The organism is Polynucleobacter sp. JS-JIR-II-b4 (assembly GCF_018687815.1).
In the GTDB taxonomy this organism is placed as follows: domain Bacteria; phylum Pseudomonadota; class Gammaproteobacteria; order Burkholderiales; family Burkholderiaceae; genus Polynucleobacter.
This window is the reverse complement of record NZ_CP061306.1, coordinates 539,554-552,568: the sequence shown is the minus strand read 5'-3', so window position 1 is coordinate 552,568 and position 13,015 is coordinate 539,554. Positions and strand designations below refer to the sequence as shown.

Below are 13,015 nucleotides of genomic sequence, written 5' to 3'. Positions count from 1 at the left end.
AAGGGGTAAAAAATTAAAGCTAAAGTGGGAAGATGATAGCAAGCTCTAGCCTGCTTGGACGCGTTTTTGCCCCATCTATATAATGATAAATCTACCTCCCGGGACAAAATCCCTTAACAATCTGATAGTTAACTAAAAAGCATGAGCCAATCACCACAAAACATCATTGAACAAGCCTGGGAAAACCGCGCAAACCTTTCTCCAGATAGCGCCCCTGGGGATGTCCGTAATGCCGTAAATGCCGTATTAGAAGGCCTTAATGCCGGCACTATTCGTGTGGCTGAGCGCCGCGATGTCGGTAAGTGGGAGGTAAATCAATGGGTTAAGAAGGCCGTTTTGCTCTCTTTCCGCCTAGAAGACAATAAACCTATGAATGCTGGGGGCTATACCCAGTTCTACGACAAGGTTCCTAGCAAGTTTGAAAACTACACCGCGGCCGACTTTGCTGCTGGTGGCTTCCGCGTAGTTCCCCCAGCAGTAGCCCGCCGTGGCTCATTTATCGGAAAAAACGCCGTTTTAATGCCTTCTTACGTCAATATTGGCGCTTATGTAGGCGAAGGCACAATGGTAGATACCTGGGCAACCGTTGGTTCTTGCGCTCAAATTGGTAAAAACGTACACCTTTCTGGTGGCGTTGGTATTGGCGGTGTTTTGGAGCCAATCCAAGCCGGTCCAGTCATTATTGAAGATAACTGCTTCATCGGCGCCCGCTCTGAGGTGGTTGAAGGTGTTGTGATCGAAGAAAACGCTGTTTTATCCATGGGCGTCTACATTGGTCAAAGCACCAAGATCTATGATCGCGAAACTGGAGAAGTGCACTATGGTCGCGTTCCAGCTGGTTCAGTAGTTGTTCCAGGCTCACTTCCTTCTGCTTGCGGAAAATACAGCTTGTATGCCGCAATCATTGTGAAGAAAGTTGATGCTCAAACCAGAGCTAAGACTGCCATCAACGAATTACTTCGCGACTAAATTAAATCTATGAGCGCCACACTTGAGCTAACCGAAGCTCTCATCTCTTGCCATTCTGTAACGCCGGCTGATGGTGGCTGCCAAGATTTAATTGCCAAACGTCTCCAAGCAATTGGTTTTCATACCGAGAGCGTGGTGAGTGGTCCTGAAAATTTCCAGGTAACCAACTTGTGGGCTATTAAAAAGGGTAAGTCCGGCGATCAAGGCAAAGTCTTAGTATTTGCAGGCCATACCGATGTGGTGCCTACAGGCCCATTAGAGAAGTGGACCAACAATCCTTTTACTCCAACCATTCGTGACGGCATGCTCTATGGTCGTGGCGCAGCGGATATGAAAACATCCCTCGCAGGTTTTGTGGTTGCCACAGAAGAATTCGTCACTACGCACCCAGATCATCAAGGCTCTATTGCATTCTTGATCACTAGCGATGAAGAGGGTCCCGCTAACGATGGCACAGTGATCATGTGCGACCGCCTGCAAAAACAAGGTCAGCGCTTGGATTACTGCGTGATCGGTGAACCAACTTCAGTCGATCAACTAGGCGACATGATTAAAAACGGTCGTCGTGGATCTCTGTCTGGCAAGCTCAAGGTAAAAGGTATTCAGGCGCATATCGCCTACCCTCACCTAGGCAAGAACCCAATTCATCTTTCTGCACCAGCAATTTCTGCATTAGTAGAAACCGAGTGGGATAAAGGCAATGAATATTTCCAACCTACAAGCTTTCAGATTTCGAATGTACATGCTGGCACTGGCGCGAATAACGTCATTCCTGGTGAATTGACAATTGACTTTAACTTTCGCTTCTCTACCGAGAGCAAGCCAGAACAGCTTCGCGAGCGTCTTGAGGACATCCTCAAAAATGCTGGTCTCGACTTTGAGATTGACTGGGTATTGGGTGGCAGCCCATTCATTACAGGCGACGGCGCATTAGCTGGTGCACTCCGCACAGCAATCAAAGCAGAAACCAAGATTGATACAGAGCTCTCCACCACTGGCGGTACGAGTGATGGCCGCTTCATCGCCAAGATCTGCAAAGAAGTTGTGGAGTTTGGGCCGCTTAATGCGACTAGCCACAAAATCGATGAGTGTGTGATCGTCAATGATGTAGTGCCACTCAAAAATATCTATCGCAAGACTCTCGAGCAGTTAATTGCCTAAGCACTTAGTTGCCTAGTCGCTTAATTGCGTGCCGCCCTTTTCTCAAAAGACCTCTTCCATCATGGACCCTGAGCCTCAGCAACAAATTACAGTTAACCAGTGCATCGATCAGATTGCACAAAAGCTTGACGCAGCTAATCTGCATTACGGCCATGGGGCAATTGATGCGCAAAGCGAAGCCTTGTGGCTTGTCAGCAAACAACTTGATCTCAGCCCTACAGAAGCTCTTGATCACTTAGATGACACTATTTCAGCAGAGCTCCAACAACAAGCAGCAGTCGTTGCAGATATCAGAATCTCTACTCGCAAGCCACTTGCATACATCCTAGGTGAAGCCTGGCTCATGGGCGTGCCTTTTTTCTGCAGCGAGCAAAGCATTGTTCCTCGCTCTTGGATTGCAGAGCTTATTGTTGATGGCTCGCTAGAGCCTTGGCTACCAGCTGATGGCAAAGCACTGGATCTTTGTACCGGCAACGGTTCCTTAGCTATTCTCCTAGCTCTTTCATGTCCAGATATTCATGTGAGTGCTTGCGATATCAGCATGCCTGCACTGTCCGTAGCGGCACGCAACGTGGATCGTCATAGCCTGAACTCTCAAGTTGAGCTATTGAATGGCGATCTTTGGGATGCATTGCCAGAACCTAATGAAGATAACCTCTTTGATCTCATCATCTGCAACCCACCATATGTAAATGCCACTTCAATGAATGCATTACCAGCGGAATATCATGCTGAGCCAGAACTTGCCTTGGCTGGTGGTGACGATGGCATGGATATCATTAGACGCATCATTGCTTCAGCGCCAGACTACCTATCCGAGCGTGGCGCTATCTTGCTTGAGATTGGCAATGAGTATGAGAACTTCAAAAAGGCTTTCCCGCAAATTCCAGCAATCTGGATGGAAGTATCTGCCGGCGAAGAGCAAGTCTTGCTGATTCAAGCTGAAGACTTGCGCTAAGCAAGTGAAAACTTAGCTAAGAAATTAACTCAGTTCGGCCGCAGCTGCGATTGCCTGATCAATTCGCTCCACCGGAATTACTTTCAACCCTGGAATCTTGGTCTTGGGCATATTTGCCTTCGGAATGATGGCTACTGTAAAGCCTAACTTAGCCGCCTCTTTCAAGCGCTCTTGACCGCGCGGACAAGGACGAATCTCTCCCGCCAAACCAACCTCACCAAAGACTATCAACTCTTTTGGCAATGCACGATTACGAATTGAAGACTGTATGGCTAGCAAAACAGCTAAGTCAGCAGCAGGCTCAGAAATTTTGACGCCACCAACAGCATTTAAGAAAACATCTTGATCAAAACAAGCGACGCCAGCATGGCGGTGCAAAACAGCCAAGAGCATTGCTAGACGTGCCTGCTCCAAACCAACGGCTAAGCGACGTGGATTTGGCACGTGCGCCGTATCAACTAGCGCTTGAATTTCAACCAAGAGAGGTCTGCTGCCTTCTTGCGTAACCAATACGCAGGCACCTGGAACCATTTGCTCGTGTTGCGACAAGAATATTGCGGAAGGATTAGTAACGCCACGAAGACCCTTCTCGGTCATCGCAAATACACCCAACTCATTGACTGCACCAAAACGATTCTTAATGGAGCGCACTAGACGGAAAGAAGAATGGGTGTCGCCCTCAAAATACAAAACGGTATCCACAATATGCTCGAGCACTCGAGGGCCAGCCAAATGTCCGTCTTTAGTGACGTGGCCGACCATCAATACGCAGATTCCACTGGATTTTGCGGCTCTAGTTAATTGCGCAGCACATTCACGCACCTGAGCCACTGAGCCTGGAGCGGAACTCAACACTTCTGAATACAAAGTCTGGATCGAATCCACCACCAATACTTGTGGCTTGACGGTATCCATAATAGAAATGAGCTTTTCTAATTGGATCTCTGCTAGCACTTCAAGTTGCGGGGCATCCAGTGCAATCCGTTTTGCACGTAATGCAATTTGCGCAGCAGACTCTTCACCGCTGCTATAGAGCACGTTCATACCAGCAGCACTCATCTCAGCCAAGGCCTGTAATAGCAATGTGGATTTGCCAATGCCGGGATCGCCGCCGAGTAACACAACACCACCCGGCACCAAGCCTCCGCCGAGCACCCGATCAAACTCTTCAACACCCGTACTAAATCTAGGTAAATCCTCTGCAGTAATCGCAGATAACTTTTGTCTTGGTAGAGATTGCGCCAAACCCTGAAAACGAGAATTAGAAGTGGTTTCTGGTAAACCTTCTTCTAAGGTATTCCAAGCCTGACAAGATGGGCATTGTCCCTGCCATTTAGCAGAAGTGCCGCCACATGACTGGCAGATATAAACCGTTTTGACTTTAGCCAAGGATTGCCTAATTAAATAAAAAAGTAAATTGGAGAAAAATTAATCGAGCTGTGTGCCCGCTTTATTTTCTTGAGCGCGCTTAGGGGCATCCTTACGACGCTGCTCTAAGTCTGCCGCTCTTGCTGCTGCATCTTTTTGCTTTTGCTCATACTCTCGCTGGTTAGCCTCTCGCTCAGCAGCTTTTTCTGGTGAAGCACGCTCGGCTGCACGCTTAATATCTTCTTGATTCTTGAGGCTTTCACGTAGTTTGCGCTGCACTTCATGCAAAGCCACCTCTTGCTCACGAATAGGATCGATTTCTTTTCGATATTGGGCTCGCGCATCCTTAATACAACTATTAACCCAATAATTTTGGTAGCACTCAGAAGATGCTTTACCCCAGCGATACTTAGACCACTCGCGCTGAAGCTCTAACTCTTGCTCAATCCTATCTAATTGCTCGAGCTCAGCCTCTTCCGCGGGAGTAGCTAACGCAACCCCACTCAAGGAAGTGACCAACAAAAATATTGAAATGAATATCTTTGAGCGAAGAGAGAGACTATTTCTCAAATCTCGACCTTTGCGCCTAATTCAACCAAACGATTTGCAGGAATCTTGAAGAAATCCGACTGACGTCCAGCATTTTGATACATCCAGCAGAATAATTTTTCACGCCACAAGGCCATCCCCGGAATCTCGGTAGAAACAATCGTGTCACGCGATAAGAAGAATGAGGTATTCATCAAATCAAACTTTAGATCGGATGACTTCTCAATCAACTCAATAATCTGTCCCATATCTGGGGTTTCATTAAATCCATACACAGCACGAACTACATAAATGCCATTACCAAGGTCACGCAAAGTAATACGCTCACTATCTTTTACGTAAGGCACATCCCAAATACTGACCTTTAAGAAAAATACCCTCTCATGCAGTACATGGTTATGTTTAAGGTTGTGCAGGAATGAGACCGGCAAATAATCTACGTGTGCCGTCAAGAATATGGCTGTGCCCTCTACGCGATGCGGAGGATGCATCATCAATGAATCGATGAAACTCTTTAGCTCAATACCATTGTTCATGGCATTTTGACGCAGTATCTTGCGCCCTTGGAACCAAGTCATTAAGAACATGAAGCAAACAGCACCCAAAAGTAATGGGAACCATCCACCTTCCATGATCTTTAAAAGATTAGCCGTCAAGAAAGCCAAGTCCACAATCAAGAATGCGCTTATTACTAAGGTTACAAAGAGAGTATTCCAGCGCCACACCACACGCATGACGATTGCCGCCAAGAATGTAGTCACAATCATGGTGGTAGTAACCGCGATACCGTAGGCAGCCGCCAGGTTCTCAGACTTTTTAAATGCTAAAACAACGGCGATAACGAGAACCAACAGCACCCAATTCACAAGCGGCATATAGATCTGGCCAATTTCTCTATCAGATGTATGGCGAATCTTCATGCGCGGTACAAAGCCCAACAAAATTGCTTGGCTCGTCATTGAAAAAGCGCCTGAGATCACTGCTTGAGAGGCAATAACCGTTGCCGCTGTAGCCAATATAACCAAAGGAAATACTAAAAATTCGGGCACCATCAAAAAGAATGGATTAGTGATGGTTTCAGGGTTACTTAAGAACATTGCCCCCTGACCGAAATAGTTCAAGAGCAAACAAGGCATCACAATAAAAAACCAACCCATACGTATTGGCTTAAGTCCAAAGTGACCCATATCAGCATACAGAGCTTCAGCACCAGTCAATACCAAGAAGACTGCACCCAAAACAATAAAGCCCTGCAAGGAATGTTCAATTAAGAATTGAATAGCATGCAGTGGATTAATGGCTGCAAAAATAGCAGGGTTCTGAATGACTTGATGCACGCCCATGAGCCCGATAGCAATAAACCAGACCATCATGATTGGACCAAATAGCTTTCCCACTAGATCGGTGCCTGTCTTCTGAATAAAAAAGAGAATCACCAAAATAAAAATCGTGATTGGTATGACAAAACGGGTTAAGTCGCTTGATATCACTTCAAGACCTTCAACCGCAGATAAAACTGAAATCGCAGGGGTGATGATTGCGTCGCCGTAGAACATGCATGCGCCAAATACACCGGCCATGATGATCAACAAGGAACGCTTTGAATTTGCAGGCGCAGTTCTTAATGCAAGTGCCATCAGAGCCAAAATACCGCCCTCGCCATGATTGTTTGCGCGCATCACGAATAAAACATACTTCAGTGAAACCACAATCGCAAAAGCCCAAAACACCATTGAGATAACGCCATAAACTGCATCAGGAGAAAAGGGGATGCCATGCTCAGGGCTAAAACATTCTTTTAATGCATATAGAGGGCTGGTACCAATATCGCCAAAGACCACGCCAATCGCCGCGAACATAAGAGAGATAGAGGCACCCTTCTTATGCGGATGGTCCTCTCGAGAAATCTCTACGGGCCTTAGTAAGGATGACTCTGAAAACTCTGGATTGCTAACTGACATTAATAAGCCTTAACGTGATGTTGCGTGGCAATATGTTACTCCTTGCCGGCACTCATTAAAACGAGAATTTCTTCAATAAAACGCCTTATTTATGCGTTATTTGCATGAATACCTCGACAGAGACCCCCAAAAAATGGTAGAATTTCAGCTTCAGACGCGGGGTGGAGCAGTCTGGCAGCTCGTCGGGCTCATAACCCGAAGGTCGTAGGTTCAAATCCTGCCCCCGCAACCAAGATTGATGCTCTAAGCCCTTATTTTTAAGGGCTTTTTGCTTTTCTGGGAATTAAAAAAGCCCGATTTCTCGGGCTTTTTAGCTATTTCCGAGTGGGTTTAGTTCAAAACCCTGTATCCACGACCACTCAAACACCTCTTTACAACAGCCTCTTGTGCTTGATTACCGGTAAAAGCACCGCCAGCACCGCCAATCACAGCACCTGCACCAGCGGCCTGCACAATGCCCGTTTTATTCCCGCCAGTGACAAGTCCCAACAAGCCACCCACCACTGCTCCAGCACCAGCACCCTTAGCAGCAGTCTCACCCATACCCGATTGTTGTTGGGCATAAGCCTGGCACTCACTTAAATCCTTTTCATATGCAGACTCATTGACACCCTTCATGTCCACCAGGGGGCGCACGTTCGCACCGGCGCAACCAACTGTGATGGCGACAACCAGAGTACATAGAGTAAGTAGCTTATTCATTTGCAGAATCCTTTCCCTCAATTTCACATCAACCGATGCCATAGTCGTTTTATATCATGCCTCAAAAACTGTGTCGAAGACTTTGCGTTATTTTTAAACAACCAAGTCTGGGCACCTGTTTCTGGAGTCTGATAAAACGGAATTCCAAGACCTCGATAACGTGCCGTCACATCTGGATGTGGATGGCCATAGCGATTACGATAGCCATTTTGGACAAATGCCTGATTGGGCTCTAGTTGCTTTAGAAGCGCCAAAGAAGAGGATGTTTTGCTGCCATGATGTGGTGACATAAAAATCAACTCCCTGGCGCCAATTTCTTGCAACATTTTTTCATCTAAGCGCTCAGTAATTTCAGCTTCACCCTGCCTCTCAACATCGCCTGTTAACCAAAGGGAGCTTTGCTGATTGCGCACCTCAAGTACGCAACTCATCTCGTTGGGTTTACCAGGGTATTGATCGGCAAATATAGTTTCTTCATGGGGATGCCAAATTACAAATTCCACACCATCCCACTCCCAGCGCTGACCAAAACGACATGGGATAGCGGGTATTTTCCTTGCTTGCAAATTCTGGAGCAGCGGATTGGTACTGGGTAATGAACCCATCATAGAATCAAACTGAATCTGTTTTAGCAAGCTTGCAGCACCGCCAATGTGATCGCTATCACTATGACTGATCACCATGCGATCAATGCGATCGATTCCTCGTCCACGTAAATAAGGAAGAATCACTCGTTGCCCTGCATCATCTTTCTTGCCTTGAATGGGCCCCGTGTCATAGAGCAATCTTCTATTGGCAGTTTCAATAAGTACTGCAGTGCCTTGTCCAATATCCAAAACAATCGCCCTAAATTCCCCTTGATTAAGAGTTGAATTGAGTTGAGTTGGCCAAACAAATAAAGGCACTAATAAGGTGATGGCAAGCAATCTCCACTTCCATGTTTCACCAATATCACCAGGGCGAATGGCATACACAATTCCACACCCAGATATCACCAACATCCACCACGCTGGTTGCCTTGACCAAATTACCGACCAACTCCAGCCCGCCATCCACTCCAGGATGGCAGCCAGATATTCCATGGATGCATGAGCCGGCAATAACAACCAACGTCCAATAAATTCAGGGAGCAAGGCTCCAGCGATTGCGAGTGGCGTCACGATATAACTCACTAGCGGAATAGCAAATGCATTAGCCAATGGCGAAACAATGGAGACTTGATAAAACCAAAATAAAGTAAACGGTAACAATGCCAATGTAACAACGGTTTGTACACGGCATGCCTCTCGCAAAGCATGCGACATGCGCTGCATCCAATGCACTTCCAGCTCTTTCCCATTGGGGATGCCCAATAAGCCAGAGGAGTCGCCCATGGCATAAAGGATGGCAGCCACTGCGCCAAAAGATAACCAAAAGCCTGGTGTATAGGGAGCCATTGGATCAATCAACAATACAAAAGCTAAGGCCCACCACCAAATATCAAAAGATCTTGGATTTCTGCCGGTCCACAATGCAAATGCCACTACGCCAACCATATACATTGTTCTTTGTGCCGGAATCTGAAAACCCGCTAACCACGCATAAATAAATGCTGTCGCAAATCCCGATACCGCCGCTACCTTGCTCACTGGCGCAATGAGGGGCCATGTACGCCGACGCCAAATAAAAGCAGCTAATGAAGCACCAATACCTGCCAACATGGTTACATGTAGTCCCGATATTGAAATGAGATGTCCAATTCCTGTTGCATTAAATACTTGCCAGTCATCTTGATTAATCGCATTTTGATCCCCCATCACCAATGCAATCAATACACCTACATATCTCGCATCCTCCGACAACATTGACCGTATCTTTTTGCGCAAGTGCCAGCGCGCAAGCTCCATACGCAATTCAAACTCATCCCAAGCAATATCTCTATCGATCAATAACTCACCCGATCGGACTGAACCACTAGAGCCAAAGTCTTGATGAAAAGACCAGCGCTCAAAATCAAACGTATGAGGGTTTAGAGAGCCATAGGGTCGCTTGAGCTTTGCCTTAAACCTCCAACGCTGACCAGGAATGACTTCGGGAATGTCTTGAGGATTTCTCCAGGCGGGCTGCCAACTTAAATAAATACGCTTTGGAAAGCGATCAAGATTTTCTCTACCCGCGCTAGCACGATCCACCTCAAATGCAAACTTGGCACCAGATGAATTACTTTGCGGTAGTGCAGCTACCCTACCCTCAAGAGAAAATTCTTTACCCTCTAGGTCTATAAGAAGAATATTCTCTAGGCGATTTTCGGCATAGCGCGCATTCCATGCAAAGCCCATCGTAAACAGCAAGCCAATGATTGCCAGTTTTTTAGAAATGCCATAGTTACGAGAAAAACAAATTGTGAATAAACACACTACAGCTGTAGCTATGCAGGCATATAACCAATATTCGGGAACTTTCGGCAAAAAGAAAAGGAGCGATCCCCCGGCGATAAACGCCGCAATAGCTAAGCGCAATTAATTAAGGGGCTAGGTTGTGGCTAGGAATGTCTGCGCATAATGCAGACCAACGCGGCAATACTTGCATGGCGTTACGCCATACGGCTGAAGCAAACTCAGCATCACTAATGCCTCGAACTAAGGCAAGCTCCTTGACAACCCGAGGTAGAAAAGCAGGCTCATTAAATACAATGCCTTCTCCCCTGAGCCATGCTGGCGGGATATCCGGCGAATCTGTTTCGGTAACGATGCTATCGAGCGGCAACTCTTTAAGTAGCCTACGGATTTGCAGCGCACGCTCATAAGTCGCTGCACCACCAAAGCCTAACTTAAAACCAAGCTCGATAAATTGCTCTGCCTGCTGAAAGCTGCCATTAAAAGCATGCGCTATTCCACTGGGGATATTACGACGACGCAACGCTTTCAGAATGGCATCTTGCGATCTACGAACATGCAAGATTACGGGTAGCTGGTATTTCTGGGCCAAATCTAATTGCGCATTGAAAAAGTATTCTTGCCGATGGGGATCTAAGTCTTCTACAAAATAATCTAGGCCAATTTCACCAACACCAACAAAGCGAGAGTCAGAAAGTGAATCAACAATATGATTCTCCAGGATTTGGATGTCACCTTCTTGCGCTTGATTGGTATATAGCGGATGTATTCCGAGGGTGTAGACCAGGCCAGGAATTTGCTGACTGTATTGATGAGATAGTGCTTTGACGGAAGCGCAGTCTGCCGCTTTTACAGCCGGCAACAGAATAGCCTTGACGTACTTATCTGAAGCTCTTTGGATAACTGCATCCAGCGAGCCTTCAAACTCAGGAGCATCTAGATGGCAATGGGTATCGATCCACATGGGATGTCCACTCATGCTGAAAATGTCTTTAATACTCCACGCTCTAAATGCAAAATACGATCACAACGTTTAGCGCGAATTGGATCATGCGTCACGATCACAAAGGCGGTACCTTGATCACGAGCGATATCAAGCATCAAATCAAATACACCATCGGCAGTTTCAGTATCGAGGTTACCCGTTGGCTCATCCGCTAGAACGCAAGCTGGATTACCAACTAAGGCGCGGGCTACCGCAACACGCTGACGCTCTCCGCCGGAGAGCTCGCCAGGAGTATGCAACTCGCGTGCAGCCAAGCCTACTGCTTTAAGCATATTGCTAGCACGCTCCATAGACTCATCATTACTAAGGCCACGGATACGTAAAGGCAATGCTACATTTTCTGCAGCACTAAATTCATCCAAGAGGTGATGAAACTGATAAATAAAGCCAAGAATATGGTTGCGTAGTTGATCCAATTTTTTGACTGGCAAGTCACTCAAATTAGAGCCAGCCAAGATGACTGAACCAGCGCTTGGACTATCTAGGCCGCCTAATAAATGAAGTAAGGTGCTCTTGCCGGATCCAGATGACCCAACAATAGCCACCTTTTCTGAGGGAGCTACATCCAAATCAATCGCTTTCAGAACCTCAACCGCAGTAGGTCCTTGACCATAAGTCTTAGCAAGGCCTCTGGCCTTAAGCACTAACTTATCTAAATTATTCGTATCTAAGTTACTCATAGCGCAAGGCCTCCGCTGGTTGCACCTTGGCGGCACGACGACTTGGATACAGCGTAGCTAATACTGAGAGGCCAAAAGCCATTAAACCCACTGTCAGCACGTCATTTGCCCTCACGTCGGATGGCAACTCACTAATGAAATACACCTCACGTGGCAAAAACTGCACACGGAAGATCGCTTCAATCACTGGAACAATCACATCAATGTTGAGTGCAATCAATAAACCCAGCAGCACTCCAGCTAAAGAGCCTAATAAACCAATTGCCAGCCCCTGAATTAAAAATATTCTCTGAATGAGTCCAGGGCTCGCACCCATCGTTCTCAGAATCGCTATGTCAGCCTGTTTCTCATTGACTGTCATCACCAAGGTAGAGACCAAGTTAAAAGCAGCCACCGCAATAATCAAAGTCAAAATGATGAACATCATTTTCTTTTCGGTCTGAACAGCGGCAAACCAATTGCGATTTGATCTTGACCAATCAGTCACCCAAAGTGCCTGAGGAACAATTGCCGCTAACTCATTAGCAACCTCAGGGGCCCGCTGCATATCATCCACCTTGACACGTAGGCCAGACGGGTCACGCAAGCGCAGTAAGGCTGCAGCATCTTTCCAATGCATGATGGCTAAAGAACTGTCGTATTCATAATGACCGCTATCGACAATGCCCACTACCTGAAGCGTACGCATACGCGGCATTGCACCCGCTGGCGTTAAGTCACTTTCAGGAACAATCAAGTTAATGCGATCGCCAACGTGTGCGCCAACAATCGCAGCAAGTTGTGCTCCTAGGGCAACACCAAAGCTTCCAGGCTTTAAGTCTTCAATACTTCCCGCAACAAATTGTTTAGGCAGATCGGAAACCCTGCCTTCCTCACTTGGTAAGATGCCCCGAATAGATACGCCACGCATCATGTTGTCGCGACTTAACAAACCTTGTGAACTCACCATTGGTGCTACACCAACGACGTGTGGTTGCTGCGCCACTTTCAGTGCCAGCGGCTCCCAATTTACCAACCCATCTGGAGAAATGATTTCCACATGAGAAAGGACGGACAACATGCGATCACGTACCTCCTTCTGAAAGCCATTCATGACAGAAAGCACCACAATTAGCGAGGCAACGCCTAAAGCGATGCCCGCAGTGGAAATACCAGAAATAAAGGAAAGGAAGCCATCGCGCTTACCTACCGTCTTGCGACGCTTAGATCGGGTGTAGCGCAGGCCAATTTCTAGCTCAATAGGAAGTCTCAACATACTCACAGTTTAGTGAATCACACAGGCATGC

The 13,015-nt window shown here is 46.8% G+C and carries 11 protein-coding genes and 1 tRNA gene; 4 read left to right on the top strand and 8 right to left on the bottom strand.

Annotated features, from left to right (window positions below; translation table 11 throughout):
* The first annotated feature begins 141 nt into the window (after positions 1-141).
* The 3 genes from dapD (at position 142) to prmB (ending at position 3,088) form a co-directional block, all read left to right on the top strand.
* Positions 142-969 carry a 2,3,4,5-tetrahydropyridine-2,6-dicarboxylate N-succinyltransferase gene (gene dapD, locus ICV90_RS02820; RefSeq protein ID WP_215359520.1) on the top strand — a complete coding sequence of 276 codons (828 nt, stop codon included), beginning with the start codon at positions 142-144 and terminating at the stop codon, positions 967-969.
* 9 nt (positions 970-978) lie between these two features.
* A complete protein-coding gene (gene dapE, locus ICV90_RS02815) occupies positions 979-2,130 on the top strand; it encodes a succinyl-diaminopimelate desuccinylase (RefSeq protein ID WP_215359518.1) in 1,152 nt (383 codons plus the stop codon).
* Positions 2,131-2,191: 61 nt separating this feature from the next.
* Positions 2,192-3,088 carry a 50S ribosomal protein L3 N(5)-glutamine methyltransferase gene (gene prmB, locus ICV90_RS02810; protein WP_215359516.1) on the top strand — a complete coding sequence of 299 codons (897 nt, stop codon included), beginning with the start codon at positions 2,192-2,194 and terminating at the stop codon, positions 3,086-3,088.
* Positions 3,089-3,112: 24 nt separating this feature from the next.
* Here prmB and radA read toward each other — a convergent pair whose 3' ends face one another.
* From radA to ICV90_RS02795, 3 genes are read right to left on the bottom strand one after another with little or no spacing between them, the layout of a single operon-like run.
* The gene (radA, locus tag ICV90_RS02805) at positions 3,113-4,477 is read right to left on the bottom strand and encodes a DNA repair protein RadA (RefSeq protein ID WP_215359514.1); all 1,365 of its coding nucleotides are present in this window, start codon (positions 4,475-4,477) and stop codon (positions 3,113-3,115) included.
* A gap of 39 nt (positions 4,478-4,516) precedes the next feature.
* On the bottom strand, positions 4,517-4,978 hold the full coding sequence (locus ICV90_RS02800) for a hypothetical protein (protein ID WP_251367773.1): 462 nt from the start codon (positions 4,976-4,978) through the stop codon (positions 4,517-4,519).
* Between the two features lie 44 nt (positions 4,979-5,022).
* Positions 5,023-6,966 (bottom strand): potassium transporter Kup, encoded by a 1,944-nt coding sequence (locus ICV90_RS02795; RefSeq protein ID WP_215359510.1) that lies wholly within the window; start codon positions 6,964-6,966, stop codon positions 5,023-5,025.
* 155 nt (positions 6,967-7,121) lie between these two features.
* On the opposite strand from ICV90_RS02795, the gene ICV90_RS02790 reads away from it, so the two are divergent.
* Positions 7,122-7,198, top strand: a tRNA-Met gene (locus ICV90_RS02790).
* A 98-nt stretch (positions 7,199-7,296) separates the two neighbouring features.
* Here ICV90_RS02790 and ICV90_RS02785 read toward each other — a convergent pair.
* From ICV90_RS02785 to ICV90_RS02765, 5 genes are read right to left on the bottom strand one after another with little or no spacing between them, the layout of a single operon-like run.
* The gene (locus ICV90_RS02785) at positions 7,297-7,668 is read right to left on the bottom strand and encodes a glycine zipper family protein (protein WP_215359508.1); all 372 of its coding nucleotides are present in this window, start codon (positions 7,666-7,668) and stop codon (positions 7,297-7,299) included.
* A 23-nt stretch (positions 7,669-7,691) separates the two neighbouring features.
* A complete protein-coding gene (locus ICV90_RS02780) occupies positions 7,692-10,115 on the bottom strand; it encodes a DNA internalization-related competence protein ComEC/Rec2 (RefSeq protein WP_215359506.1) in 2,424 nt (807 codons plus the stop codon).
* 55 nt (positions 10,116-10,170) lie between these two features.
* A complete protein-coding gene (locus ICV90_RS02775; protein WP_215360324.1) occupies positions 10,171-11,007 on the bottom strand; it encodes a TatD family hydrolase in 837 nt (278 codons plus the stop codon).
* Between the two features lie 11 nt (positions 11,008-11,018).
* Complete coding sequence (locus ICV90_RS02770; RefSeq protein WP_215359505.1) at positions 11,019-11,729, bottom strand: ABC transporter ATP-binding protein; 711 nt, start codon at positions 11,727-11,729, stop codon at positions 11,019-11,021.
* Complete coding sequence (locus ICV90_RS02765) at positions 11,722-12,984, bottom strand: lipoprotein-releasing ABC transporter permease subunit (protein WP_215359503.1); 1,263 nt, start codon at positions 12,982-12,984, stop codon at positions 11,722-11,724. Before ICV90_RS02765 ends, ICV90_RS02770 begins: the two co-directional genes overlap by 8 nt.
* Between the last annotated feature and the right edge of the window lie 31 nt (positions 12,985-13,015).